This window comes from Actinotalea solisilvae (assembly GCF_016464425.1).
Classification (GTDB): Bacteria; Actinomycetota; Actinomycetes; order Actinomycetales; family Cellulomonadaceae; genus Actinotalea; species Actinotalea solisilvae.
This window is the reverse complement of record NZ_JADDKQ010000005.1, coordinates 30,286-54,934: the sequence shown is the minus strand read 5'-3', so window position 1 is coordinate 54,934 and position 24,649 is coordinate 30,286. Positions and strand designations below refer to the sequence as shown.

Genomic DNA, 24,649 nt, shown 5'->3' with positions numbered 1-24,649 from the left:
GGTCAGCCCAGGAGCGCGGGCTCCGCGGTGCGGTCGGCGGCCGCGGGGGCGGCGTCGGTGAGCGGCAGCCCCTCGTGGTGGCGACGGACGAGCTCCGCGAAGCGGTGCGCGACGGCACGCCCGCCCGCCTCGACCTGGTCGGCGCGGGCGTCGAAGTCGGCGACCGCCGCGGCGGCGTCCACCTCGGGGTAGGACGCGGCCCACGCGGCGAACGTCTCGCGCGAGACCTCGGGGTGGAACTGCAGGCCCCACGCGGCCCGGCCCACGCGGAACGCCTGGTAGGGGTAGAGCCGCGACGACGCGAGCCAGACCGCGCCGGCCGGCAGGTCGACGACGGCGTCCGCGTGCATGGACGGCATCGCGAGCAGCACGCCGCCGGCGAGCGGGTGGTCCGCGGGCACGTCCGCGGCGAGGTGGCCCAAGAGGGCGTCCCGCGCGGCGTCGGGGCGCGGGTGGACGTCGACGACGCCCGCCTCGCGCCCGGGCGGGGCGTCGACCTGGACCCGGCCGCCCGTGGCGACCGCGAGGAGCTGGGCGCCGAGGCAGATGCCGAGCGTGGGCACGCCGGCGCGGGCGGCCGCGGCGAGGAGCTCGCGGGTCGCCGGGAGCCAGGGGGTGCCGGCGTCGTCGTACGCGTCGCCGCGGCCGCCGAGGATGACGAGGCCGTCGCCGAGCGCGTCGGCGGCGGGCAGGGGGTCGCCGGCCCAGGGCCGGACGGTGCGGATCTCGAGGGGCTGGGCCTCGGCGAGCCAGCCGGCGAACCGGTCCAGCGGGCAGGAGGCCATGTGCTCGATGACGGTGAGGATCACCGAGACATCGTATTGGGAGCGCAACCATGGTCACCATGTGCGCTCCGCCACGTCCCCCGTCCGCGCGGCCTGCTGCGCTCGGACGTGCGGCGCGTGGGGCTCGTGGGTCCCCTGAGGCCCGGCGCCGGGCTGCCGGGTCGTCGTCAGCCCCACCCGCACCGTGCGCCGCACGCCCGGTGCGCGGCCGACCCGGCGGCGGGCGCCGCCCTCCGTTGCGGCTGCACCCCCGGTGAACCAGGATCGGACGGTGATCACCCGCCGCACCGCCGCGCCCGGGGCGGGGCTCCCCCGCAGCGCGCGCTCCCTGGTCGCCGTCGTCCTCGCGGCCGCCCTGGGCGCGGGCGGCGTGACGGCCGCCTGGGCCGTCGGAGCCGGTGGGGCGGGTGGGTCCACCGGGGAGCTCACGGTGGCGAGCGGCACAAGGACCGCGCTGCGCGCGGAGCCGCCGGGCGAGGTCGACGGCGACATCACCGACCGCGTCGGCGCGCTGAGCGGGCGCGAGGACGAGGTGCAGGCCGCGCTCGACGCGCTCGCCGACGAGACGCCCTACCAGCTCTTCGTCGTGTTCGTGGGCTCGTTCGACGGGACCGACCCCTTCGACTGGGCCGCGCAGAGCGCGATCGACTCGGGCATGGGCGTCGACGACGTCCTGCTCGCCGTGGCGGTCGACGACCGCCAGTACGCGATCTCGGTCGACGACGCGATCCCGCTGACCGACGCGCAGCTCCAGGCGATCGACTCCGAGCGGGTCGAGCCGCGGCTGTCCGCCGACGACTGGGCCGGCGCCGCGATCGGCGCGGCCGAGGGCCTGCGCGACGCCGCGGGCGGGGGCACCGGGACGGGGACGGCCGGGGCCGGGGCCGGCGGCATCCCGCTCCTGCCCGTGCTGCTCGTCGGCGGTCTGCTCGTCGGCGTCGTCGTGCTCGTGGTGCGGTCCCGGCGCCGGGCGCCCGCGGGCGCCGTCCGCGGTCCCGACGGTCGAGCGGCGGCGGGACCGGCCGCCCTGCCCACCGACGAGCTCAACCGCCGCGCGAGCAGCGCCCTGGTCGCGTGCGACGACGCGGTGCGCACCTCGGAGCAGGAGCTCGGCTTCGCCCAGGCGCAGTTCGGGGCGGAGTCGACGCGCGTGTTCGCCGAGGTCATCGCGACCGCGAAGCAGTCGATGGGCCGCGCGTTCGCGCTGCGCCAGCAGCTCGACGACACGAGCCCCGAGGACGAGCAGCGGCGGCGCGCGATGCTGCTCGAGATCCTCGGCCTGTGCGACCAGGTGGACTCCTCGCTCGACGCCCAGACCGCCGAGTTCGACCGGCTGCGCGACCTGCAGGCGCGCGCGCCCGAGGTGCTCGACGAGACGGCGCGCCGCGCGGGCGAGGTCCAGGGCCGGCTGCCGGCCGCGCGCGCCACCCTCGAGCAGCTCGGCACGACCTACGCGCCCGAGGCGCTCGCCTCGGTGCGCGGGAACGTGGAGCAGGCCGCGGCCCTGCTCGACGGCGTCCGGAGCACCGTCGAGCAGGGACGCGCGGCGCTCGCGACCGACCGCGGCGCCGCCGTCGGCCTCGCGCGGGCCGCGCAGGACGCCGTCGCGCAGGCCGTGACCCTGCTCGACGCGGTCGGTCGCGCGGGCCAGGACCTCGCCGGGGCCGGCGCACGCATCGACGCCGGGATCGCGTCGCTCGCGGCCGACGTCGCGGACGCCGAGCGCCTCGCGCCGCAGGACCCGGGGGTCGTCGCCGCGGCCGCCGCGGCCGAGGAGGCGCTCGCGGCCGCGCGGGCCCAGCGCGCGTCGGGCGACCCGCTCGCGACGCTCCGCCGCCTCACCGACGCCGAGACCGCGCTCGACGCCGTCCTGGCTCCCGCGCGCGAGCAGGCGGAGCACGCCGGTCGCGCCCAGGCGCAGCTGCGCGAGGTGCTGGGCCGCGTCACCGCGCAGGTGCGGGCGGTGGCCGACTTCATCGAGACGCGGCGCGGCGCCGTGGGTGCCGAGGCGCGCACGCGGCTCGCCGAGGCGGCGCGGCTCGCGCAGGAGGCCCAGGCCGCCGCCACGACCGACCCCGTCGCCGCGCTCGCCACCGCAGGCCGCGCCGAGCAGCTCGTCGTGTCGGCGCAGCAGCTCGCCGAGCGCGACGTCGCCGGGTGGCAGTCCCAGCAGGGCGGCCTCGGCGGGGGCGGCGGGTTCGGCGGCTCCAACGCGGGCTCGCTCGTGCTCGGCGGCATCCTGCTCGACCAGATCCTCGGCGGCGGCGGCCGCGGCGGGGGGTGGGGCGGCTCCGGCGGCGGCTGGGGCGGGGGCTACGGCGGCGGCCGCTCGGGCGGCGGGTTCGGCGGCGGCTTCGGCGGGGGCGGCGGGATCGGCAGCCGCTCCGGTGGCAGCCGCTCCGGTGGCAGCCGCGGCGGCGGCGGGCGCGGGCGCCGCGGAGGGGGTGGGCGCTTCTGACGCACCGCACCCGCCCGAGGACTCCCCGCACGACCCCGGTGGCGCACCGCGCCGGGACCACGACCGACCACCCGACCTCCTACCGGAAGGCAGACACCGATGGCTGAGAAGCAGACCGTCCTGGGCCGCATCGCGCAGCTCGCGAGGGCGAACATCAACGCGCTCATCGACCGGGCGGAGGACCCGGAGATGATGCTCGACCAGCTCGTCCGGGACTACACGAACTCCATCGCCGAGGCCGAGGACGCCGTCGCGCTCACGATCGGCAACCTGCGCCTGGCCGAGGCGGACCACGCCGAGGACGTCGCGGCCGCGGAGGACTGGGGCCGCAAGGCGGTCGCCGCGTCCGGCAAGGCGGACCAGCTGCGCGCGCAGGGCAACGCGGGCGAGGCCGACCGGTTCGACAACCTCGCCAAGGTCGCGCTGTCGAAGCAGATCTCCTTCGAGGGCGAGGCCCGGTCGGCCGAGCCGATGATCGCCTCGCAGACCGAGGTCGTGGCGAAGCTCAAGGACGGGCTGGTCCAGATGAAGGACAAGCTCGAGCAGCTGCGCTCGAAGCGCGACCAGCTCATCGCGCGGCAGAAGACCGCCGAGGCGCAGTCGCAGGTGCACGAGGCGATCTCCTCGATCAACGTGCTCGACCCGACGAGCGAGGTGGCGCGGTTCGAGGAGAAGGTGCGCCGCGAGGAGGCCCGGGTCGCCGGCCACCAGGAGATCGCGGCGTCGTCGCTCGACGCGCAGTTCGAGGAGCTCGAGGTGGACTCCGAGGCCGCCGAGATCGAGGCGCGGCTCGCGCAGCTCAAGCTCGGTGCGCGCACGGAGCCCGCGCAGATCGAGCAGTGACGCGCTGACCTCCGCGGGCCGGTCCTCTCGGGGGCCGGCCCGTGGTGCCGGTCCTCTCGGCGGCCGGCCCGCGGTGCTCCCAGCGGGCTCCCAGGTGGTTCCCAGGCTCGCGCGCCAGACTGGTGCCATGTCCGCCGAGGCCCGGCTCGTCGTCGTCGACGACGAGCCCACCATCCGTGAGCTGCTCACGACGTCGCTGCGCTTCGCCGGCTTCGAGGTGCACGCGGCCGCCGACGGCGCCTCGGCGCTCGCGCTCGTGCGCGACGTCGAGCCGGACCTCGTCGTGCTCGACGTCATGCTCCCCGACATGGACGGGTTCACCGTGACCCGCCGGATGCGCGAGCGCGGCCAGCAGGTCCCCGTCCTCTTCCTCACGGCGCGCGACGACACCTCCGACAAGGTCACGGGTCTCACCGTCGGTGGCGACGACTACGTGACCAAGCCCTTCAGCCTCGAGGAGGTCGTCGCGCGGATCCGCGCGGTGCTGCGCCGCACGTCGGCGGCCGTGGCGGCGGACGCGTCCGTGCTGCGCTACGCCGACCTCGAGCTCGACGAGGACGCGCACGAGGTCCGGCGCGGCGGCCGCACGGTCGACCTCTCCCCCACGGAGTACGCCCTGCTCCGCTACCTCCTGCTCAACGCGGGACGGGTGCTCTCCAAGGCGCAGATCCTCGACCACGTGTGGCAGTACGACTGGGGCGGCGACGGCAGCATCGTCGAGTCCTACATCTCCTACCTGCGGCGCAAGGTCGACCGGCTGCCCGACGGCGTGGAGGGCGAGCAGCCCGTCCCCCTCATCCACACGCGGCGCGGCGTCGGGTACGTCCTGCGGCTGCCTCCGGGGCAGGGATGACCGCCGCCCCGGGTGGCCCGGAGCCCGCCCGGGCGTCTCGGGACCGCGGGTGGAGGCGGCTCCCGCTGCGCACGCAGCTCTCGCTCCTGTTCGCGCTGGTCCTCGTCGCCGGACTCGCGCTCACCGGCGCGACGGCGCTCGCGATGCTGCGCCAGAGCCTGGTCGCGCAGCTCGACGACCAGCTCGACCGCGCGTCGCGCGACCTCGTCGCGATCACGGGGGCGCTGCCCCGCAGCACCTCGGAGGCCGACCTCCCGAGCGACTACCAGGCCGTCTTCGTGACGCCCGAGGGCGAGGTGTGGCAGCGCTGGGCCTCGCGCACGGGCACGGACGCGGTCGCGGACATCCCGGCGCTCAGCACGGCCGAGGTGGTCGCTCGCGAGGGCCGTGCCTTCACCGTGGGATCGGTCGACGAGGGCCCGCGATGGCGCGTCCTCGCGCGGCCCATCGTGGAGTCCGGCTCGGGCCGCGTGCTCGGCTCCGTGGCGGTCGCCCTGCCGACCACCGCCGCCGACGCGACGCTCGCGCGCATGCGCTGGGTGCTCGTGGCCCTCGGCGTCGGCGTCGTCGGCCTCGGCGCGCTCGCGGGATCGGTCGGCGTCCGGCGCGCCCTGCGGCCGCTCCGGCAGATCGAGGACACGGCCGAGGCGATCGCGGCCGGCGACCTGTCGCGCCGCGTGCCCGACGCACCGACGACGACCGAGGTCGGCCGGCTGGCGGCGGCCCTCAACGGCATGCTCGCGCAGATCGAGGCCGCGTTCGGCGCACGGACGGCGTCCGAGCAGCGCATGCGCCGCTTCGTCAGCGACGCGAGCCACGAGCTGCGCACGCCGCTCGCGACCATCCGGGGCTACGGCGAGCTGTACCGCATGGGCGCCGTGCCGCCCGACGCGGTGCCCGACACCGTCCGCCGGATGGAGGACGCGGCCACCCGGATGGGACGGCTCGTGCAGGACCTGCTCGACCTCGCCCGGCTCGACGAGGGCCGCGCGCTGCGCCGTGAGCCCGTGGACCTCGCCGTCGCCGTGCACGACGCCGCCGCCGACCTGCGCGCGCTCGACCCGGCGCGGCCCGTGCGCGTCGAGCCGCTCGCGGCGGGAGGGTCGACGCAGGGCGCCGTCGTCCTGGGCGACGAGGACCGGCTGCGCCAGGTGCTCGCCAACCTCGTCGGCAACGCGGCGCGGCACACCCCGGCCGGGACCGCGGTCGAGCTCGCCGTCGGCCGTGCCGACGGCTCGGTGGTCGTCGAGGTGCGCGACCACGGGCCGGGCATCGACCCCGAGCACGCGGCGCGCGTGTTCGAGCGCTTCTACCGCGTCGACGTCGCGCGCGGGCGGGAGTCCGGCGGCGCCGGGCTGGGCATGGCGATCGTGGCCGCGATCGTCGCGGCGCACGACGGGACGGTGGCGATCGACCGCACGCCGGGCGGCGGGGCGACGGTGCGCGTGGCGCTGCCGGCTGCCGGCTAGCGACGTCGGGCGGCATCCCGTCCCGCGCCCGCCGGGCCCGCGACGGGTCCCGCGACGCCACCGTCGCCGGGCGGGGCTACGATGACTGATCGTTTGTCCCCGACACGATGAGGCAGTCCCGATGGGCGTCCACGACGCACCGCAGTGGTTGGTCCCGGCCTGGACGCGCTCGTGCGTCGCCGCCGGCGCGACCGCGTCCAGCGAGGAGATCGAGAAGGTCGGCGAGGCCCTCCTCGACCGCTGGTCGGCCCCGCACCGCCACTTCCACAACGTCCGCCACCTCACCGACGTGCTCGCGCGCGTCGACGAGCTGGCCGAGGAGACGCACGAGCCCGACCTGGTCCGGCTCGCCGCCTGGTACCACGGCGCCGTCTTCGACGCGGCCGAGCGCGCGTCGTACGCGCAGCGCGGCGGCGAGGACGAGGTCGCGAGCGCCGCGCTCGCGCGCCAGGAGCTGGGCGGGCTGGGCGTCCCCGACGCCTCGGTCGACCGCGTCGCCCACCTCGTCACCGCCCTGCGGCGCCACCTGCCGGACCCCGAGGACTTCGACTGCGCCGTGCTGTGCGACGCCGACCTCGCGATGCTCGCGGCCGAGCCGCAGCGGTACAAGGCGTACCTCGCCGACGTGCGCGCCGAGTACGCGCACCTGCCCCTCGAGGAGTTCGTCCGCGCGCGCATCAAGATCCTGCGCAAGCTCGCCGACCGGCAGGCGCTCTTCGTCAGCCCGCTCGGCGCGGCCTGGGAGGAGTCGGCGCGCCAGAACGTGGGCGCCGAGCTCCACCGCCTCGAGAAGGAGCTCGCGAAGATCGAGGCCGCGGCGCCGCCGTCCGCCGAGAACGGCACCGCCACCTCGGGCGACGCGACCACGCACCAGCCCGCCCCCGCCGCGCGCGAGGCCTGACCGCCGGCTGCGGCCCGAGCGCGCTGCGCGAGCCCGACCGCCCCGAGAGGGCCTGACCGCCGCACGCGGGGCCTGACCGCCCTGCGAGGGGCGGGCGCGGGGTATCACCGCACGAACAGGCGTGCCGCCTGGTCCTCGGCGTCGGCGTAGTGCTGCGCGGCCGTGCCGAGCGCGGCCGTGATCCCGTCGAGGCTCGCCTCGACGGTCCGCTGCGTGGCCGCCCAGTCCGCGAGGACGCCGGCGAACGCCGTCGCCGCCGTGCCCTGCCAGCCGCCCTGCAGCTCCGTGAGGTGCCGCAGCAGCGCCGCGACCTCCGTCCGGATCGCCGCGACGGACGTGCCCGCCGCCGCGCTCGCCTGCGCGACCCGCGCGCTGTCGACCTCGTACCTCATGTGGCCCTCCCGTGTCGTCGAGCCGCCGACGCTAGGGCGGCCGTGCTCGCCGGGGGGCGAGGGACCGTGGGGCCTGGGGGCAGGCGTCGGCCACGCGACGGCTGTGGACGACGGCGTCGTCCGCGTCCCGCGCCCGCCTCGGGCGGCGCGCCGTCGCCGCGGGCCGGTGGTTGGATCGGGGACCATGACGGTGCTCCTCGACCCGCCCCTGTGGCCGCGCCACGGCACGGTCTGGGGTCACCTCGTGAGCGACGCGTCGCTGGACGAGCTGCACCGTTTCGCGGCCGCCGCGGGGATCCCCCGCCGCGCGTTCGACCTCGACCACTACGACGTCCCGACCGAGCGGTACGCCGACCTCGTGGCCCTCGGAGCGACCCTGGTCGACAGCCGCGAGCTCGTCCGCCGCCTGCGCGGCTCGGGCCTGCGCGTCCCCGCCCGCGACCGCCCCTGACGCCCTCCCCCGGGCGGACGGTCCCGCCCTCGGGCTCGCGCGGGGGCACGGCGCCGCGCCCGCGGGCGCTCCGGCGAGTCGAGCATCCGTGCAGGTGGAGGGGGACAGTACGGGGCCAGATGCACCGTTGCTCGACCGGGCACCCAGGCGAGCATCCGGACGCCCGGACGGGCGCAACGGCCGGCGCAGGGTCGCCGCGGGTGGCCGGGGACGACGGACGGCGGGTGCCCCCCGAAGGGGACACCCGCCGTCGTGTCGTGCGAGCGCTGGGCCCGGACTCAGTCCCGAGGGATCAGAAGTCCATGCCGCCCATGCCGCCGCCGTCGCCACCGGACGGCGCGGGGTGGCGCTCCGGCTTGTCGGCGACGAGCGCCTCGGTGGTGAGGAAGAGCGCGGCGATGGACGCCGCGTTCTGCAGCGCCGAGCGCGTGACCTTGACCGGGTCGTTGACGCCCGCGGCGAGCAGGTCCTCGTACACGCCGGTCGCGGCGTTGAGGCCCTGGCCCGACGGGAGGTTGCGGACCTTCTCCGCCACGACGCCGCCCTCGAGGCCGGCGTTGATGGCGATCTGCTTGAGCGGGGCGTCGACGGCGAGCTGCACGATGCGCGCGCCCGTCGCCTCGTCACCGCTGAGCGAGGTGATGTCGTCCTGCTCGAACGCGAGCTTGCCCGCCTGGATGAGGGCGACGCCACCGCCGGCGACGATGCCCTCCTCGACGGCCGCCTTGGCGTTGCGCACGGCGTCCTCGATGCGGTGCTTGCGCTCCTTGAGCTCGACCTCGGTCGCCGCGCCCGCCTTGATGACGGCGACGCCGCCCGCGAGCTTGGCGAGGCGCTCCTGGAGCTTCTCGCGGTCGTAGTCCGAGTCCGAGTTCTCGATCTCGGCACGGATCTGCGCGACGCGACCGGCGATCTGCTCGGCGTCGCCGAGGCCCTCGACGATCGTGGTCTCGTCCTTGGTGACGACGACCTTGCGCGCCTGGCCGAGGAGCTCCAGGCCCGCGTTCTCGAGCTTGAGGCCGACGGTCTCGGAGATGACCTGGCCACCCGTGAGGATCGCCATGTCCTGCAGCATCGCCTTGCGGCGGTCGCCGAAGCCGGGCGCCTTGACGGCGACCGAGCGGAACGTGCCGCGGATCTTGTTGACGACGAGCGTGGCCAGGGCCTCGCCCTCGATGTCCTCGGCGACGATGAAGAGCGGCTTGCCGGCCTGGATGACCTTCTCCAGGAGTGGCAGCAGGTCCTTGACGTTCGAGATCTTGGACTCGACGAGCAGCACGTAGGCGTCCTCGAGGACGGCCTCCTGGCGCTCCGGGTCGGTCACGAAGTACGCCGACAGGTAGCCCTTGTCGAAGCGCATGCCCTCCGTGAGCTCGAGCTCCAGGCCGAGGGCGCTGGACTCCTCGACCGTGATGACGCCCTCCTTGCCGACCTTGTCCATCGCCTCGGCGATGAGCTCGCCGATGGCCGGGTCCCCGGCGGAGATGCCCGCGGTCGCGGCGATCTCCTCCTTGGTCTCGACCTCCTTGGCGGCCTTGAGGAGCTGCTCGGTGACGGCCTCGACGGCCTTCTCGATGCCGCGCTTGAGCGCGATCGGGTTGGCGCCGGCGGCGACGTTGCGCAGGCCCTCGCGGACCAGCGCCTGCGCGAGCACGGTGGCGGTGGTGGTGCCGTCGCCAGCGACGTCGTCCGTCTTCTTGGCGACCTCCTTGACGAGCTCGGCACCGATCTTCTCGAGGGGCTCCTCGAGCTCGATCTCCTTGGCGATGGAGACGCCGTCGTTGGTGATCGTGGGGGCGCCCCACTTCTTCTCCAGCACGACGTTGCGGCCCTTGGGGCCGAGGGTGACCTTGACGGCGTCGGCCAGGGCGTTCATGCCCCGCTCCATGCCGCGGCGGGCCTCCTCGTCGAAGGCGATGATCTTGGCCATTCGGATGGTCCTCCGGTTGTGGCGTGGTTCCCGGGTGTGGCGCCCGCGACGGACGGCCGGCCCCGCGGCGGTCACGTCCCGCCGGCGGTCCCGGCCTCACCAGGCCCAGGGTCTTCTGTCACTCTCGGGTCGAGAGTGCTAACTCATTATTGGCACTCTCCACGGGCGAGTGCAAGCGACGCACGCCCGGTCGGGGACGGTCGTCGTCGGGCGCGGCGAGCGCCGGCGGGCACCGCTCAGGGCGCGAGGTCGGGCGGGCGGTGGATGCCGCGCGCCGCCAGGACGCGCCGCGCCGCGAGCCACCCGCCCATGCCGTGCACGCCGGGCCCTGGGGGCGCCGACGCGGAGCACAGGTAGACGCCGTCGCCCGCGACGTACGGGTCCCAGGCGAGCCTCGGCCCGGCCAGCGCGCGCAGCAGCGTGACCGCGCCCGCGGCGATGTCGCCGCCGACGTAGTTGGCGTTGTCCAGCTCGAGCCGCGCCGCCGGCACGCACCGCGCCGCGACGACGACGTCGCGGAAGCCCGGCGCGTAGCGCTCGACCTGCGCGGTCACCGCCTCGGTCACGTCGACGCGCGACCCGGCGGGCACGTGGGCGTACGTCCACAGCGGCCGGCTGCCGTCGGGCGCCGCGCGGCTCGGGTCGGCGACCGACGGGTCGCTGACGAGCACCATGGGGTGCTCCGCGTGGCGCCCGTGGACGAGCGCACGCTCGGCCGCGACCATGTCCGCGCGCGTGCCGCCGACGTGCACGGTGCCGGCCTCGCGCACGCGCGGGTCCGCCCACGGCACGGGCCCGGACAGGACGAAGTCGACCTTCGCCGCGGCGTTGCCGTGCCGGTACGCCTGGTAGCCGCGGGCCACGCGCGGCGCAAGCCGCGCGCCCATGACCTCGGCGACGGTCGCGGGCACGGTGTCGAACACGACCGCGCGCGCGGGCGGCAGGTCGGCGTGCGTGCGCACCACGTGGGAGGTGCGCACCGACCCGCCGTGCGCGAGCAGGTCCGCCACGAGCGCGTCCGTGATGACCTGCGTGCCGCCGACGGGCACCGTCCAGCCGACCGCGTGCGCGAGCGTGCCGAGAAGCAGCGCGGTGCCCGCCCCGGCGACCGACGGCAGCGGCGTGATCGAGTGCGCGGCCACGCCCGTGAGCAGCGCGGGCGCGGCGTCGCCGCGGAAGCGCCGGTCCCACGTCGGCCCGAGCCCCTGCTCGAGCGTCCGCAGCCCGAACCGCACCGCGGTCACCAGGTCGCGCGGCAGCCGCCGGTGGTCGCTCATGATGAGGTCGACGACGGCGTCCGCGTGCGCCACGAGCGGCGCGAAGAGCTCGAGCCACGCGTCGCCGTCGGGCCCCAGCCCCGCGGCCGTGCGCGCGAGGTCCCGGTAGGCCACGCCCGCGCCGTCGGGCAGCGGCTGGGCGTAGGAGACCTCGGGCGCGACGAGCCGCACGCCGCGCGAGCGCAGGTCGAAGCGGCGGAAGAACGGCGACGCGATCGCCATGGGGTGCACGGCGCTGCACGTGTCGTGCACGACGCCGGGCGCCAGGCCCAGGTCCGCCGTGCGCGCCCCGCCGCCGAGGTGGGGCTGCGCCTCGAGCACCTCGACGCTCAGGCCCGCCCGCGCGAGCGTCACCGCCGCGGCGAGACCGTTCGGCCCCGAGCCGACGACGACGGCGTCGAGCACCCGCGTCATGCCCGCCTCCCGTCGTCGCCCGCACCCATCCTCCGGGCTCTGCGCCCGGGCGGCGACCGGACGGCCGCGGTCACGACGGCCCGGCGGCGCGGGTCAGGGCTCGTAGTCGTCCGCGAGCACCACGACGACGCCCTCGGGCGCCTGCGCGGCGTCCTCCTGCACGGCCGCGATGCCGAGCGTCGACGCGACGAGCTGCGCCGTCGCGACGTCGGCCGCGGTCGCGTAGAGGACGACGGACGCGTCGGGGTCGTCGCCCTCCCAGTCGTCGGGCGTCACGGACGTGAAGCCCGCGTCCTCGAGCCGGCCCGCCGCGCCGCCCGCCAGGCCCGACGTCGAGGTCGAGTTGTAGACCGCCACGGGCGCCGCGAGGTCCGCGACCGGCGGCGGGGGCGCCTCCGGCTGCTCGGGGACCTCGGTCGCGGGGTCGGTCGCGGCCGGGTCCGTCGTGGGCTCCTCCGCGGTGCCCTCGTCCTCGCCGCCGTCGGACGTGTCCGACGGCGTCTCCTGCGCACCGCCCAGCCCGGGCCAGTCGGACAGCCACGTCACGACGCCGTAGGCGAGCAGGGGGAAGAGGACGAGCACGACGAGGAACGGCAGCCAGCGGCTACGGCTCGAGCGCGGCGCGCGGTGCACTCCGCGAGGACCACCCCGGGCGTCCGCAGCGTCGAACTCGTCCGCGGGGTAGGGGTAGTCGCCGGCCTTCACGGCGGACAGGCTAGCGGCCGGGCAGGGGGCTCAGGCGTCGATGCCCAGGCGACGCGCGGTACGCGCCCGCTGGCGCGAGGACCGCATGCGGCGCAGGCGCTTGATGAGCATCGGGTCGTGGGCGAGCGCGGCGGGCGAGTCGATGAGCGCGTTGAGCACCTGGTAGTACCGCGTCGCGGACATGTCGAAGAGCTCCTTGACGGCCTGCTCCTTGGCGCCCGCGTACTTCCACCACTGCCGCTCGAACGCGAGGATCTCCTGGTCGCGCTCGGAGAGCTCGCCGACGCCGGTGCGGCTGCCGTTCGGGACCGCCCGCTCGGCGGTGGCGGTCGCGCCCGTCGCGTCCATGCGTCCTCCTCGGTGCTGCCCGTGGTGAGGCCGGGTCGTGCCTTCGTGCCTGTCCTGCTCGGCCATGGTAGACGCGGAATGACAGACGTGTCATTCGCCCGGCGCGTCGCCCCGGCGCGTCGCGCACGCCTCCCGGCGGCCGGGCCGAACTAGGGTCGGCGCGTGGTCCGCCAGCCCCTCGACGCGCTCATGGCGCCGGACTGGGCGCACGCGCTCGCGCCGGTCGAACCCCGGCTGCGGGCGATCGGCGACGCACTGCGCGCCGAGACGGCCGCGGGACGCGCGTGGCTCCCCGCGCCCGACGCCGTCCTGCGCGCCTTCGCCCGTCCGCTCGCCGAGGTGCGGGTGCTGGTGATCGGCCAGGACCCCTACCCCACGCCCGGGCACGCCGTCGGCCTCTCCTTCTCCGTCGCGCGCGGCGTGCGCCCGCTGCCGCGGTCGCTCCAGAACATCCACCGCGAGCTCGCGGACGACGTCGGCGCGGTGCGCGGCCCGGACGGCGACCTCTCGGACTGGGCCGAGCAGGGCGTCCTGCTGCTCAACCGCGTCCTCACGGTCCGCGCGGGCGAGCCGGGGTCCCACCGGCGGCTCGGCTGGCAGGAGGTGACGGACCGCGCCGTGGCGGCGCTCGTCGAGCGCGGTGGGCCGCTCGTCGCGGTGCTGTGGGGGCGGGACGCGCAGGAGGTGCGTCCGCTGCTGGGCCGCGTGCCCGTGGTTGCGAGCGTCCACCCGAGCCCGCTCTCGGCCTCGCGCGGCTTCTTCGGCTCGCGGCCGTTCTCGCGCGTGGACGCGCTGCTGCAGGAGCAGGGCGCCCCGCCCGTCCGCTGGTCCCCCGACCAGCCCCCGGGCGGGGCTCCGGACGCGCCCTGAAGGCCGTCCACCCCTGCTGACCGACGGCGCCGCCCCCTCCCCAGGGGGCGGCGCCCCGTCAGCCGGCCGAGGTCCTCAGACCTCGGCGTCGCCGAGCACGACGCTCACCCCCGTGAGCTGCTCGGCCGCCACCGGCGAACCCGCCGGCACTGCGATCGTCATCTCCGACGCACCGACCACTGCGGACACCTCGGCCAGCGGGACCCCCCCGGGTCCGCTGAGGGTCACGACGACGTCGCGTCCCTGGCAAGCCGCGTCCAGCCCCGACAGCCGGGCCGCGCTCACCCCGTATCCCTGCAGTGCGGCGTCGTAGGCGACGTCGTAGTCGATCCCGACCTCGGACTCGCTGCACCCCTGCAGCTCGTCCGCGCCGAGCACGATCTCCTGGGCCCCCAGGCCCTGGTCGGCGCCCGCTGCGGCCGCCGTGCGCACCCCCACCAGCGCCAGCGCCACGAGGGCCACCGACGCCGCCTTCCGGGTCCTGCTGTCCATCTCCACCCTCCTGGTGGTCCCGCTCACCGGTTCCGTCCGGTGATCCCGTGTGCCGGCGTCCTGCCGGCGGGAGCATGCCCCGCGTGGGGGATGCGGAAGAGCGTCCCGAGACGAGGCTCAGGACGCGGGTGGGGCGGACAGCCCGAGGGACGCGCGCTCGGCGCAGAGGGAGGGGAGGGTGGAGCGGGACCGCTGGGGGAGCGTGCTGCTCATGTGACACCTCACGTTCGGTAACCCGGCTGACCTCGAGGGCCCCGTGGCTTTGCGTCCCCACCTCGCGGAGGGTTTGCCTTTGTCGCTGACCTGTTCAGGATGCCCCCGGCACCCCGGTGCGTCCAGCGCTCTCACCCGCACGACGTGCCCGGATTGGGCGCTGCTGGGGCATCGGAGCACACTTGCCCCCGTGAGTTTCACCCGCTTGCCGCACGGCTCCGACCAGAACCCGCTTCCGGGTGACGCTCCCCGCGCGCCCTGGCGGCGCTACGTCGCCCTCGGCGACTCCTTCACCGAGGGGCTGTGGGACGTGCCCGGGGGCGCCCCGCCCGCGACGACGACGGCGGTCGACCCGGCGCTCGCGTGCCGCGGCTGGGCGGACCTGCTCGCCGTCCACCTCGCCGAGCGCGCGGCCGACGGCGGCCGGGGCGCGGACGGGCGTGACGCGGCCGGCGACGGCGCGGTGGCCCTGGCCGAGCCGCTGCTCTACGCGAACCTCGCGATCCGCGGGCGCCTCCTCGGGCCCATCCTGCGCGAGCAGGTGCCCGCCGCCCTCGAGCTCCGCCCCGACCTCGTGAGCCTCGTCGGCGGCGGCAACGACATGCTGCGCCCCGCCGTGGACCCGGACGCCCTCGCCGCCTCCCTCGAGGCCGCCGTGGTGCGCCTGCGTGCCGCCGGGGCGGACGTGCTGCTCGCGACCGGCATGGACGCCAAGGACAGCCCGGTGGTGCGGCGGACCAGGGCGCGGGTCGGCGTCTTCAACGCGCACGTCTGGTCCATCGCCCGCCGGCACGGCGCCGCCGTGATGGACGTGTGGGGCATGCGCTCCCTGCGTGACTGGCGCATGTGGGCACCCGACCGGATCCACCTGACCACCGAGGGACACCGACGCGTCGCGCAGGCCGCGCTCGTCGCGCTCGGCCTGGAGCCCGACGACGCCGCGTGGGACGACCCCCTCACGCCGCTCCCCCCGCTGCCGCGCGCCGCGCAGCTCCAGCAGGACGCGCAGTGGTTCCGCGAGCACGCCTACCCGTGGGCGACGCGCCGCCTCCGCGGCCGGTCGAGCGGGGACGCGCGGCGCCCCAAGCGCCCGGAGCTCACGCCGGTCGAGCGCGTCGACGACCGCCGCGCCCACGAGCGCAGCGGAGGCTGACGCCTGGGCGTCAGGGCGCAGGCGGCGTGGTCGCGCAGAGGGTGAACGAGCGCTGCTCGAAGGCGTGGGAGCCGTTGGGCTCGAGGTGCACGATGCCGCCGGCGCCCACGACCACCTTGAGCCAGCCCGGGAGCTCGAGCGCGTAGGGCGAGACGCCGTTGAACGGGCGCTGGTTGAGGTCGACGCGGAGCGCCCACGTGGCGGGTGCGGCGGTCGGCTGCACGTCGATCGCGGCGCAGAAGCGGGTCGGGCTCACCGTCGTGTAGACGACGGGCTGCAGGACCGTCGTCGGGTTGCCGACGTCGATGGGCTTGCCGGCCGGCGCGGCGGGCGGCGTGTAGGTCGGCTGCAGGTGCCAGCCGTCCACGGTGGCGACCACCGTCGTCGTGGCCTGCGGGCTGTGCGCCACGGGGACGACGGCCGACGTGCCGCTCACCAGGGCGGTGCCCTGGACCACGGTGCTGCCGGTGACGACGGCGAGCCGCACGGTGCGGCCCGAGCACGCCGCCGAGGCGAAGGTCAGGCTCACGCTGGTGGAGGTGCCGCCGGACACCGCCGACGAGACCGCCTGGACCGTCGTCGGGCACGGGTGGCCCGCGGAGAACGTGCCGAGCGACGCGGCGCGCAGGGAGAGGGACGCGGCGTGCGCCACGCCGGCGCCCGCGCCGAGCGGGAGCCCGACGGCGAGCGCGAGGGCCGCGCCCACGGCGGCACGTCGGCCCCGGCGGGTGCCGAGCGCGCGCCGGCTCGCCGAGGCCACCGCCGCGCGCACGGCGGCGCGGGCGACGCCGAGGGCGGTCCGCGTGGCCGCGCCGACGCCGTCGAGCAGAGCCCCGGCGCGCGGTGCGGGGCGCTCCTGCGTGGCCGGCCCGGAGCCGCCGTCGGCGTCCGGGGCGTCCGGGGTGTCGGGGTCCGCCGGGTCCTTGCCGGGCCAGACCATCACGGCCAGCGCCACGACGAGGAGCGAGAGCCACGTCAGCGGGCTGAGCAGGATCGACGCGAACCGGCCCACGTGGGGCAGGTGCAGGACGGCGGAGCCGAGGATGTTCTCCTCGGTCGGCGTCCACGGGTCGAGGAAGTCGTTGTTGTCGCCCTGGACCACCCAGCCGTCGGCCGTGCCGTCGACGATGCGGTGGATCACTCGGGCGCCGCCGACGTCCGGCGGGGAGTACGTGATGACGTCGCCGACCTCGACCGGCCCGCACCGGGAGACCACGAGGTCGCCGGTGTAGAACGTGGGCTCCATCGAGCGGCCCGAGACGATCGTCAGGGTGGTGCAGCCGCCGAGCGAGCTCGGCCACAGCAGCCAGCCCGCGACCACCGCGGCCGCGACCCACAGGACCGTCAGGGCATGGCCGAGCAGCCGGCGCAGGTGACCTGCGCCGGCGTGCTCGGTGCTCCCAGTGGGTCCCACGGACGTCGGGACGGGTAGGTCCGGGCGGGTGGAGCGGTCAGCCGGCGATGACGACGGACGCCGAGACGACGTCGGCGGAGGACACGGAGCCCGCGGGCAGGGTGAGGGTCGTCGTGTCCGCCGTGGCCGTGCCGGTGAACTCGTGCAGGACCGCGCCGGTCGTGCCGACCAGGGCGACGCGGACGGCGAGGCCGGCGCACGCGGCGTTGACGTTCGTCAGCTTGACCTCGGTCGTCCGGTACGCGCCCGCGTTCCAGCCGTTGGTGAAGCCGACGCCGATCGCGTCGGTCGTGGTGGCCGGGTTGTTGTCGCTCGGCTGGCAGGACGCCACGACGGTGTTCGCGGCACCGAGCGACGCGGAGTTGACGTTGAGCTGGGCGGCGGACGCGAGCGAGAGGCCGGCGACGCCGATGACGGCGAGCGCGACGGCAGCGGACTTGCGGCGTGCAGAAGCCATGGGGGTGTCCTTCGGTCGGGTGACGGCAGCCTGGGGAAGCTGCCCACTGGGGGGTGCGGGACCGGTGGGTGGCCGGTCCTGATCTTCATCGGGCGGTGGGGGCCGCCGCTTGAAGGGGTGCCACGAGGATGGCGTGGGACGACCCACCGGCAGGCCTGCGACCTGCAGGTTCACCCGGACGGCCAGCCGTTTTTCACCCGACGAGCCGGGACGGAACGGGACAACCACGGCGTTCCGCCGGACCCACCGCTCACCCGATCGGCGCAGGTCTGTGACGGTCCGGGAACAGGACGAAGGTCCCGGGTCGCGGGGGGACGCCGGGTCGGGGAGCCGCCTGTCGGATTCGAACCGACGACCGTCCGCTTACAAGGCGGGTGCTCTACCACTGAGCTAAGGCGGCGGGCGGGCGCGGGACCGCCGGGCCGGGGCGGGACGGAGCGCGCCCGCGGACCGGCCGGCCCAGTCTGCCAGAGCAGGCGGGGCCGGCCGGGACCGTGGGTCAGGCCAGGAGCGAGGGTCCGTACTTGAGGGCGACGAGCGCCGCGAGCAGGAGGAGGAACGTCCACACCACGATGACGTCGACCTCGTGGTCGATCGCCCACTGCGCCCTGGCCTGCGCGCGTGGCGGCAGGAAGAGGTTCCGGTCCCGGATGTTGACGTGCGTGAGCGTCGTGAAGACCAGCGTGGTCGACACCGTGACGAGCAGGCACCACGGGCACAGCGCACCGATGACGAACATCGACTGCGTGAACAGCCAGTAGGCGAAGATCACGCCGAGCGTGTAGACGACCTGCGCGCTGAGCATGAACCAGCGCGGGAACCGCACGCCACCGAGCGACGCGACCGCGATGGTGATGACCACCGGCTCCGCGACCAGGCCGAGGAACGCGTTGGGGAACCCGAAGAGCTGGGCCTGCCACGACTGCGCGACGGCACCGCACGAGAGCGCCGCGTTGATGTTGCAGCTCAGCTCGGCCTCGGGGTTCGCCGCGAGCACCACGGCGTCGACCGAGAGCACGAACGACGCGAGCAGGCTCACGCACGCCGACATGAGCATGGTCGTGAAGATGAACCGGTTGTCGTGACGTACGCGGAACATCCGCGCGATGAGCCCGTCGGCGGGCCGGTCGAGGGTCGTGGTCATGGCCGTCAGCCGCGCGCCTGCTCGATGGCGGCCTCGAGCGCGCCCTCGATGCGCCAGTCGACGCCGATCTCGCTGAGGTTCTCGCCGTCGACCAGGATCGTCGGCGTCCCGAACTGGGGCGCGAACTCGCGCGAGGCGACCTGGGTCGACGCGGCGACCCACGAGGCGAACGAGTCCTCGCCCTCGAGGTAGCTGCCGTCGGCGATCGCGTCGGCGACGGCGGCGGGCACGCCGGCCGCGGTCGCGAGCTCGGCGATCTCCTCGTCCGAGAGGCCGGGCGTGTTCTCGGCCGGCTGGCTGGCGAACATCGCGCTGTGGAAGCCGACGAACGCCTCGGGGGCGCGGTCGGCGACGAACGCGGCAGCCGCGCCGGCGCGCGTCGAGAACCGCGTGCCCTGGGCCGCGCGGTCGAGGATGCTCACGGGCTTGTACTCGACGACGACCTCGCCCGCCTCGCGGAGCTCGTCGAGCACCGGGCCGTTGCTCTGCTCGAACATGTTGCAGACCGGGCACATGAAGTCGGCGTAGACGGTGACGACGACGGCGTCCTCGGGGACCTCGGTGAGGCCGGCCACGCCGTCCTCACCGACCCGGATGCCGCCGTCGTCGGTCGCGGTCGCGGGGGCCGCGACGTCGGCCAGGGGGTCCTCGACGTCGGCGAAGTCGTCGGACGAGGGCAGGTCGGCGTAGTCGGACGTCTGGGGCGCGCGCGACAGGATGAAGGCCACGACGCCCGCGACGACGACGAGCCCGACGACGAGCAGCGCGATGACGATCGAGCGCTGGCGGCGCGCCTGGCGCTGCTGCTCCTCGCGCAGGCGCAGCGCGTCGGCACGCGCCTCGTCGCGGCGTGCGGCCTTGGTCGGGCGAGGGGTGGGCCCCGTGGGGCGGGACGTGCTGGACATCGTGGTCCTCCGGCTGGGCGACCGCGGCGCGGTCGGTGTGCGGTTGTCGTCGTGCTGCTCGCTGCTGGCGGGCGGTGCCGGCCCGGTGGGCGGGCGACGGGAGGCGTCGGGCGTCGGTGCGCCGCGGTCGCGGGGCGGGTGGCCCCTCCTCCGGCGGGTCAGACGGGCAGCAGGGCGGGCGGGCCGCGCCGCCGCACGACGGCGACGGCGGGCCGGACCACGGGGGTGCCCGCGGGCACGGCGGGCAGCGTGCGGACCACGCGGCTGACGACGCCGGCCGCGACGGGCAGGCGACGCGCGAGCACGCGCACCGCCGAGCGGACCCCGCGCCACAGCGCGCGCGCCGCGACGAGCACGGAGAGGCCCGCGAGGGCCGCGGCCAGGTGCGCGACGAGCACGGGCAGGGCGACGAGGACGACCAGGCGTGCGGCCTGCGAGCCGTCGGCGGCGAAGCCGAGGGTGCCCACCGGGCACTCGGCGTCGGGGCCGAGGACCGCGAGGCGCAGGCCGACGGCGCCGACCAGGCCGTCGCCCGGCAGGCACGGGTGGACGAGCAGGGCCCCGGCGGCGCCGAGCACGGCGACCACGGCCACGAGGGCGGCGCCGAGCGCGGCCGTCACGAGCGGCCATCGCCGCTGCGGCCGTCCCGGTGCTCGCTCCGGACTCACCCGCCCAGGGTACGCGAGGGCTCCGGACCCGACCCGGGACTTCCCGTGGGTCACCCGTCCGCCGCGACGGCGCAGGTCAGCCGGGGTCAGCCGAGGTCAGGGGGACCCGGCAGCGGCCACCAGACGACGTCGGCGCCCGTGAGCGCGAGGACGGCGAGGACGGCGGCGGCCGCGAGGCCCAGCACGCTCGCGGTGAGCGCGCCCGGCCACCCCGGCGCGACCGTCGCGAGCGTCCAGCGCGCGCCGACGCGCGTGGCCCGGCACAGCGGCCCGAACCAGAGCATGAGGAGGCCGGCGAGGACCGCGAGCGCGAGCAGGGCCGTGGTGACCCAGGCCGGGTTCTGGCCCAGGCCGGCCGGCTCGCCGGGCGCACGGTCGACCGCGACCCACCGGCCCGTGTCGAGGAGCCACCAGCCTACGCCGCCGACCACGACGACGACGCTCGCGGCGACGACGGCCGCGGGGACGACGCCGAGGACCGAGCGGACGAGGTACCAGGGCCAGGCGCCGACGGCGCGCGCGGCGTCGGCGCGTCCGGCCCCGCGGCGTGCGCGGCGGCGGTGCAGCGCCGTCACGTCCAGGCCCACGCTGCGGACGAGCACCGCGACGCCGACGGCGACGAGGAGCGCGACGGCGGGTCGCGTCGCACCGAGCGCGACGAGCACGGACCCCAGCGCGAGGACGGTGCCCGTCCGCCGCCGCGGCTCGGGCAGCGGCGCGGCGTCGCCCGTCTCCTCGTCGAGCACGCCCCCGTCGCCGGCATCGTCGTCGCCGTCGAGGTCCGCGTCGGGGTCCGCGTCGTCGTCCCACGCGTCCGTGCCGTCGTCGTCCCAGGCGTCGTCGGCCCCGGGGTCGGCGGCGTCGGCGCCCGCCGGCCCGGCGGCGGCGCCGGTCGCGAGCAGCGCGGTCGCGGGGACGCCCGCGTCGAGGACGCGCGTCCCGCCGTCGCGCGGGGGCGGCGGGGGCGGCGGCACGGCGCGCGTCACGTCGTCGTCGCCCTCCGGCCCCGCGTCCGGCTCGGTCTCCCCCTGCGCGGCGAGGCGCAGCTCGGCGACCACGTGCTCGGGCGCGGGCCGGCGCCACGGGTCGACCGCGAGCGCCGCGCGCAGCGCCGTCGCCGTGCGCCGGTCGAGGCCCTCGAGGTCCGGCTCCCCCGCGCGCGCCCGGGCGAGCACGGCCTGCAGCGGCGGCCCGCCGAAGGGCGGGCGTCCCGTCGCCGCGAGCACGAGCAGCGCGGCCCAGCTCCACCAGTCGCCGGCCTCCGACGGCTCGCCGCCCTCGAGCACCTCGGGGGCGACGAAGCCGGGCGTGCCCATGACGAGCCCCGTCGAGGTGACGCGCAGGTCGTCGGCGTCCTGCGCGATGCCGAAGTCGATGAGCACGGGCCCGCGCTCGGTCACCATGACGTTGCCCGGGGTGAGGTCGCGGTGGAGCACCCCCGTCTCGTGCACGACGGCGACCGCGCCGCGCAGCCGCTCGGCGAGGTCGGCGAGCTCGACGGGCGTGAGGGCGCCCCGCGTGCGGACGCGCGTGCCCAGGTCCTCGCCGTCGACGAGCTCGGTGACGACGAAGGCCTCGCCCGCCTCGATCTCGGCGTCGAGCACGCGCGCGACACCGGGGTGGCGCACGCGCTGGAGCGTGCGGACCTCGCGCTGCAGGCGCTCGCGCGCGGCGGGGTCCTCGCCCAGGTGCGGGTGGAGGAGCTTGAGCGCGACGGTGGTGCCGTCGGCGTCGACCGCGCGGTACACCGCGCCCATGCCGCCGCGACCGAGCGGGCCGAGCACGCGGTAGCCACCGATCTCGGTGCCCGGGGCCACGTCCATGCGCTCCATGGCGGCACGCTAGCGGCGGCCGGGCGGCCGGTCCCCCAGGCGCGCGCACCGCCCCCTCGATAGCCTCGGGCGCGAGACGGGGGAGGTCGTCGCGGTGACGCGCACACAGACAGAGACAACGGGACCAGCGGGAGCAGCGGGCACGGGTGAGGCGCAGGGCCCCCAGCAGTACGAGATCGTCGTCGTCGCCAACCGGCTCCCCGTGGACCTCACCGTCGAGGAGGACGGCAGCACGTCGTGGCGCCGCTCCCCCGGCGGGCTCGTCAGCGCGCTCGAGCCCGTGATGCAGGCGGCCGACGGCGCGTGGATCGGCTGGACGGGCTCGCCCGACGTCGAGGCCGAGCCGTTCGACGCCGACGACATGCACCTCGTGCCCCTGACGCTGAGCGCGGACGAGGTCGCCGACTACTACGAGGGCTTCTCCAACGACACCCTGTGGCCGCTGAGCCACGACGTCATCAGCCCGCCGGAGTTCCACCGCCACTGGTGGGACGCGTACCGCCGCGTCAACCGCCGCTTCGCCGAGGCTGCCGCGGGTCTCGCCGCCCCGGGCGCCGTCGTGTGGGTGCACGACTACCAGCTGCAGCTCGTCCCCGCGCTGCTGCGCGAGCTCCGGCCGGACCTGCGCATCGGGTACTTCCACCACATCCCGTTCCCGCCGCTCGAGATCTTCGCCCAGCTCCCGTGGCGACGTCAGGTCGTCGAGGGCCTGCTGGGGGCCGACCTCGTGGGCTTCCAGCGCGCGGGCGACGCGGGCAACTTCATCCGCGTCGTGCGCCGCCTCACCGACCTCGCGGCCCGCGGCCAGCTCGTCACCGTGCCCGGGCACGACGGCGGCGAGGACCGCGTCGTGCGCGCCGCGGCCTTCCCCATCTCGATCGACTCGTCACGCTTCGACGCGATGGCGCGGCGGCCCGAGGTCCGGGCCCGCGCCGAGGAGATCCGCGCGGACCTGGGCAACCCCGCGGTCCTCCTGCTCGGCGTCGACCGCCTCGACTACACCAAGGGCATCCGGCACCGGATCAAGGCCTACGGCGAGCTCCTGGCCGAGGGGCGGCTCAGCGTGCCGGACGCGGCGCTCGTGCAGGTCGCGAGCCCGAGCCGGGAGAACGTCGAGGCGTACCAGCAGCTGCGCGACGAGGTCGAGGGCCTCGTCGGCCGGATCAACGGCGAGTTCGGCGCCATCGGGTCCGCGGCCGTCTACTACCTGCACCACTCCTACCCGCCCGACGAGATGGCGGCGCTCTACCTCGCGGCCGACGTCATGCTCGTGACGTCGCTGCGCGACGGGATGAACCTCGTGGCCAAGGAGTTCGTCGCGGCGTGCGTCGACGACCGGGGCGTCCTCGTCCTGTCCGAGTTCACGGGCGCCGCGGACGAGCTCTCCGGCGCGCTCCTCGTCAACCCCCACGACATCGACGGGCTCAAGGACACCATCGAGCGTGCGGCCCGGATGGAGCGCAAGGAGATGCGGGCCCGCATGCGCAAGCTGCGCCGCCGGGTCCTGGCGGACGACGTCACCAAGTGGTCGGACAGCTTCCTCGCCGCCCTGGGCGCGGGCGTGGACGGGGCCGAGGTGCCCGAGCAGGACGTCGACCACCTCCGCCACGCGCACCAGCCCCACGGCGAGGGCCCGCGCGGCGGGGACGACGCATGAGCGGCGCGGACCTCGGCGGGGCGGTCGACCGGCTCGTCCGGGCCGTCGGCGAGGGCGATGGGGTGCTCCTCGCGCTCGACTTCGACGGCGTGCTCGCGCCGCTCGTCGACGACCCCTCGGCGAGCCGGGCGCTGCCGGGCTCGGTCGACGCCCTCGCGCGCCTCGCCGGCGTCCCGGGCCTGCACCTCGCGCTCGTCTCCGGGCGCGGCGTCGAGGACCTCGCGGCGCTCGCCGAGGTCCCCGAGGGCACCTGGCTCGTCGGCAGCCACGGGGCCGAGCGCGGCCGGTGGAGCGACGGCGGCCTCGTGCGCGTCGACCTCGAGCTCGACGCCGAGCAGGCCGCGCTCCTGGCCGAGCTGACCGAGGCGCTCGACGCCGCGGTCGAGGGCACGACGGCGCGCGTCGAGCACAAGCCGGCGTCCGTGGTGCTGCACACCCGCACGGCGTCGGCGCACGACGCCGACCGCCTCACCACGCTCGCGCTCGCGCTCGGCGAGCGCGCGGCGGACGCGATGCACGGCAAGGACGTCGTCGAGCTCGGGGTGCTCGAGGTGACCAAGGGGCACGCGCTCGCGGCGCTGCGCGCCGAGCTGGGGGTCGCGCTCGTCGCCTACGCGGGCGACGACGTCACGGACGAGCGCGCCTTCGCGAGCCTCGGGCCGGACGACGTGACGGTCAAGGTGGGCCCGGGCGAGACGGCGGCGCGCTTCCGGGTGCCCGACCCCGAGGGGATGACGGCGCTGCTCACGGGCCTGGCGGACCGGCTCGCGGGAGCCTGACGGCCGCGGGCCGACGTCGGGTCACGGCGCCCGGTCCGTGCCGACCTCCGCGAACGGTGTGGCAGGATGGCCACGTCGCACGGGTGACGTGGACCACACCCCGCCCCGGACCGTCGTCGGTCCGGACGGGGACCGCACGCGGTCCGGGTCCCCCGTGTCGGTGTCATCGACGACACCTGACAACTCCCATTCACGACGGATCGTCCGGCACGTACCTGCCGGTGGAGGGATCGGTTTCA

23 protein-coding genes, 1 tRNA gene and 1 riboswitch are annotated in these 24,649 nt (G+C 76.4%); of the genes, 10 read left to right on the top strand and 14 right to left on the bottom strand.

Features of this window, described 5'->3' with window-relative positions:
* Positions 1 to 2: 2 nt before the first annotated feature.
* Complete coding sequence (locus JIG38_RS05730) at positions 3 to 809, bottom strand: type 1 glutamine amidotransferase (protein ID WP_307844616.1); 807 nt, start codon at positions 807 to 809, stop codon at positions 3 to 5.
* Positions 810 to 1,056: 247 nt separating this feature from the next.
* On the opposite strand from JIG38_RS05730, the gene JIG38_RS20640 reads away from it, so the two are divergent.
* From JIG38_RS20640 to JIG38_RS05705, 5 genes are all read left to right on the top strand, one after another.
* Entirely contained in the window at positions 1,057 to 3,243 is a 2,187-nt protein-coding gene (locus JIG38_RS20640; protein ID WP_199422801.1) for a TPM domain-containing protein, read from the top strand.
* Between the two features lie 99 nt (positions 3,244 to 3,342).
* Positions 3,343 to 4,086 carry a PspA/IM30 family protein gene (locus tag JIG38_RS05720; RefSeq protein ID WP_199422800.1) on the top strand — a complete coding sequence of 248 codons (744 nt, stop codon included), beginning with the start codon at positions 3,343 to 3,345 and terminating at the stop codon, positions 4,084 to 4,086.
* A 127-nt stretch (positions 4,087 to 4,213) separates the two neighbouring features.
* On the top strand, positions 4,214 to 4,939 hold the full coding sequence (locus tag JIG38_RS05715) for a response regulator transcription factor (protein WP_199422799.1): 726 nt from the start codon (positions 4,214 to 4,216) through the stop codon (positions 4,937 to 4,939).
* Positions 4,936 to 6,408: a sensor histidine kinase gene (locus tag JIG38_RS05710; protein WP_199422798.1), complete on the top strand. Its 1,473-nt coding sequence runs from the start codon at positions 4,936 to 4,938 to the stop codon at positions 6,406 to 6,408. Before JIG38_RS05715 ends, JIG38_RS05710 begins: the two co-directional genes overlap by 4 nt.
* Positions 6,409 to 6,529: 121 nt before the next feature.
* Positions 6,530 to 7,309 carry an HD domain-containing protein gene (locus JIG38_RS05705; RefSeq protein WP_233404526.1) on the top strand — a complete coding sequence of 260 codons (780 nt, stop codon included), beginning with the start codon at positions 6,530 to 6,532 and terminating at the stop codon, positions 7,307 to 7,309.
* Positions 7,310 to 7,413: 104 nt separating this feature from the next.
* Here JIG38_RS05705 and JIG38_RS05700 read toward each other — a convergent pair whose 3' ends face one another.
* Positions 7,414 to 7,701: a WXG100 family type VII secretion target gene (locus JIG38_RS05700; protein WP_199422797.1), complete on the bottom strand. Its 288-nt coding sequence runs from the start codon at positions 7,699 to 7,701 to the stop codon at positions 7,414 to 7,416.
* 184 nt (positions 7,702 to 7,885) lie between these two features.
* On the opposite strand from JIG38_RS05700, the gene JIG38_RS05695 reads away from it, so the two are divergent.
* Positions 7,886 to 8,152, top strand: a complete 267-nt coding sequence (locus tag JIG38_RS05695) for a DUF4031 domain-containing protein (RefSeq protein ID WP_199422796.1) — start codon at positions 7,886 to 7,888, stop codon at positions 8,150 to 8,152.
* A gap of 292 nt (positions 8,153 to 8,444) precedes the next feature.
* On the opposite strand, the gene groL is transcribed toward JIG38_RS05695, so the two are convergent.
* From groL to napA, 4 genes are all read right to left on the bottom strand, one after another.
* A complete protein-coding gene (gene groL / locus JIG38_RS05690) occupies positions 8,445 to 10,082 on the bottom strand; it encodes a chaperonin GroEL (protein WP_199422795.1) in 1,638 nt (545 codons plus the stop codon).
* A gap of 236 nt (positions 10,083 to 10,318) precedes the next feature.
* Positions 10,319 to 11,773: a phytoene desaturase family protein gene (locus JIG38_RS05685; protein ID WP_199422794.1), complete on the bottom strand. Its 1,455-nt coding sequence runs from the start codon at positions 11,771 to 11,773 to the stop codon at positions 10,319 to 10,321.
* Between the two features lie 93 nt (positions 11,774 to 11,866).
* Positions 11,867 to 12,478, bottom strand: coding sequence for a LytR C-terminal domain-containing protein (locus JIG38_RS20635; protein WP_199422793.1), 612 nt, complete (start codon positions 12,476 to 12,478; stop codon positions 11,867 to 11,869).
* Positions 12,479 to 12,508: 30 nt separating this feature from the next.
* Entirely contained in the window at positions 12,509 to 12,826 is a 318-nt protein-coding gene (gene napA, locus JIG38_RS05675; protein ID WP_199422792.1) for a nucleoid-associated protein NapA, read from the bottom strand.
* Positions 12,827 to 12,988: 162 nt separating this feature from the next.
* On the opposite strand from napA, the gene JIG38_RS05670 reads away from it, so the two are divergent.
* Complete coding sequence (locus JIG38_RS05670) at positions 12,989 to 13,696, top strand: uracil-DNA glycosylase (RefSeq protein WP_199422791.1); 708 nt, start codon at positions 12,989 to 12,991, stop codon at positions 13,694 to 13,696.
* Between the two features lie 75 nt (positions 13,697 to 13,771).
* On the opposite strand, the gene JIG38_RS05665 is transcribed toward JIG38_RS05670, so the two are convergent.
* Entirely contained in the window at positions 13,772 to 14,188 is a 417-nt protein-coding gene (locus tag JIG38_RS05665; RefSeq protein ID WP_199422790.1) for a hypothetical protein, read from the bottom strand.
* A gap of 226 nt (positions 14,189 to 14,414) precedes the next feature.
* Positions 14,415 to 14,489, bottom strand: a riboswitch (cyclic di-GMP riboswitch).
* A gap of 102 nt (positions 14,490 to 14,591) precedes the next feature.
* Here JIG38_RS05665 and JIG38_RS05660 point away from each other — a divergent pair.
* Positions 14,592 to 15,554: an SGNH/GDSL hydrolase family protein gene (locus JIG38_RS05660; RefSeq protein ID WP_372419842.1), complete on the top strand. Its 963-nt coding sequence runs from the start codon at positions 14,592 to 14,594 to the stop codon at positions 15,552 to 15,554.
* A 10-nt stretch (positions 15,555 to 15,564) separates the two neighbouring features.
* Here JIG38_RS05660 and JIG38_RS05655 read toward each other — a convergent pair whose 3' ends face one another.
* The 7 genes from JIG38_RS05655 to JIG38_RS05625 form a co-directional block, all read right to left on the bottom strand.
* A complete protein-coding gene (locus JIG38_RS05655; protein ID WP_199422789.1) occupies positions 15,565 to 16,968 on the bottom strand; it encodes a signal peptidase I in 1,404 nt (467 codons plus the stop codon).
* Between the two features lie 37 nt (positions 16,969 to 17,005).
* Positions 17,006 to 17,425 carry a hypothetical protein gene (locus tag JIG38_RS05650; RefSeq protein ID WP_199422788.1) on the bottom strand — a complete coding sequence of 140 codons (420 nt, stop codon included), beginning with the start codon at positions 17,423 to 17,425 and terminating at the stop codon, positions 17,006 to 17,008.
* A 328-nt stretch (positions 17,426 to 17,753) separates the two neighbouring features.
* Positions 17,754 to 17,825 (bottom strand) — tRNA-Thr (locus tag JIG38_RS05645).
* Positions 17,826 to 17,924: 99 nt separating this feature from the next.
* Positions 17,925 to 18,569 carry a vitamin K epoxide reductase family protein gene (locus JIG38_RS05640; protein WP_233404525.1) on the bottom strand — a complete coding sequence of 215 codons (645 nt, stop codon included), beginning with the start codon at positions 18,567 to 18,569 and terminating at the stop codon, positions 17,925 to 17,927.
* Positions 18,570 to 18,574: 5 nt separating this feature from the next.
* A complete protein-coding gene (locus JIG38_RS05635) occupies positions 18,575 to 19,474 on the bottom strand; it encodes a DsbA family protein (protein WP_199422787.1) in 900 nt (299 codons plus the stop codon).
* Between the two features lie 158 nt (positions 19,475 to 19,632).
* Complete coding sequence (locus JIG38_RS05630; RefSeq protein WP_199422786.1) at positions 19,633 to 20,142, bottom strand: hypothetical protein; 510 nt, start codon at positions 20,140 to 20,142, stop codon at positions 19,633 to 19,635.
* A gap of 86 nt (positions 20,143 to 20,228) precedes the next feature.
* Positions 20,229 to 21,974, bottom strand: a complete 1,746-nt coding sequence (locus tag JIG38_RS05625; protein WP_199422785.1) for a protein kinase domain-containing protein — start codon at positions 21,972 to 21,974, stop codon at positions 20,229 to 20,231.
* Between the two features lie 175 nt (positions 21,975 to 22,149).
* On the opposite strand from JIG38_RS05625, the gene JIG38_RS05620 reads away from it, so the two are divergent.
* Together JIG38_RS05620 and otsB are read left to right on the top strand one after the other, a co-directional pair.
* Positions 22,150 to 23,631, top strand: coding sequence for an alpha,alpha-trehalose-phosphate synthase (UDP-forming) (locus tag JIG38_RS05620; RefSeq protein WP_307844626.1), 1,482 nt, complete (start codon positions 22,150 to 22,152; stop codon positions 23,629 to 23,631).
* Positions 23,628 to 24,410, top strand: a complete 783-nt coding sequence (otsB, locus tag JIG38_RS05615) for a trehalose-phosphatase (RefSeq protein ID WP_199422783.1) — start codon at positions 23,628 to 23,630, stop codon at positions 24,408 to 24,410. Before JIG38_RS05620 ends, otsB begins: the two co-directional genes overlap by 4 nt.
* Positions 24,411 to 24,649: the final 239 nt, after the last annotated feature.

What these genes read in the sequence shown, in the direction of transcription:
- JIG38_RS05720 (WP_199422800.1), top strand. Translation starts at nt 3,343, where the DNA reads ATGGCTGAGAAGCAGACCGTCCTGGGCCGCATCGCGCAGCTCGCGAGG.
- JIG38_RS05635 (WP_199422787.1), bottom strand. Translation starts at nt 19,474, where the DNA reads ATGTCCAGCACGTCCCGCCCCACGGGGCCCACCCCTCGCCCGACCAAG.
- JIG38_RS05640 (WP_233404525.1), bottom strand. Translation starts at nt 18,569, where the DNA reads ATGACCACGACCCTCGACCGGCCCGCCGACGGGCTCATCGCGCGGATG.
- JIG38_RS05710 (WP_199422798.1), top strand. Translation starts at nt 4,936, where the DNA reads ATGACCGCCGCCCCGGGTGGCCCGGAGCCCGCCCGGGCGTCTCGGGAC.
- JIG38_RS05685 (WP_199422794.1), bottom strand. Translation starts at nt 11,773, where the DNA reads ATGACGCGGGTGCTCGACGCCGTCGTCGTCGGCTCGGGGCCGAACGGT.
- JIG38_RS05650 (WP_199422788.1), bottom strand. Translation starts at nt 17,425, where the DNA reads ATGGCTTCTGCACGCCGCAAGTCCGCTGCCGTCGCGCTCGCCGTCATC.
- groL (WP_199422795.1), bottom strand. Translation starts at nt 10,082, where the DNA reads ATGGCCAAGATCATCGCCTTCGACGAGGAGGCCCGCCGCGGCATGGAG.
- otsB (WP_199422783.1), top strand. Translation starts at nt 23,628, where the DNA reads ATGAGCGGCGCGGACCTCGGCGGGGCGGTCGACCGGCTCGTCCGGGCC.
- JIG38_RS05665 (WP_199422790.1), bottom strand. Translation starts at nt 14,188, where the DNA reads ATGGACAGCAGGACCCGGAAGGCGGCGTCGGTGGCCCTCGTGGCGCTG.
- JIG38_RS05700 (WP_199422797.1), bottom strand. Translation starts at nt 7,701, where the DNA reads ATGAGGTACGAGGTCGACAGCGCGCGGGTCGCGCAGGCGAGCGCGGCG.
- napA (WP_199422792.1), bottom strand. Translation starts at nt 12,826, where the DNA reads ATGGACGCGACGGGCGCGACCGCCACCGCCGAGCGGGCGGTCCCGAAC.
- JIG38_RS05705 (WP_233404526.1), top strand. Translation starts at nt 6,530, where the DNA reads ATGGGCGTCCACGACGCACCGCAGTGGTTGGTCCCGGCCTGGACGCGC.
- JIG38_RS05695 (WP_199422796.1), top strand. Translation starts at nt 7,886, where the DNA reads ATGACGGTGCTCCTCGACCCGCCCCTGTGGCCGCGCCACGGCACGGTC.
- JIG38_RS05625 (WP_199422785.1), bottom strand. Translation starts at nt 21,974, where the DNA reads ATGGAGCGCATGGACGTGGCCCCGGGCACCGAGATCGGTGGCTACCGC.
- JIG38_RS05715 (WP_199422799.1), top strand. Translation starts at nt 4,214, where the DNA reads ATGTCCGCCGAGGCCCGGCTCGTCGTCGTCGACGACGAGCCCACCATC.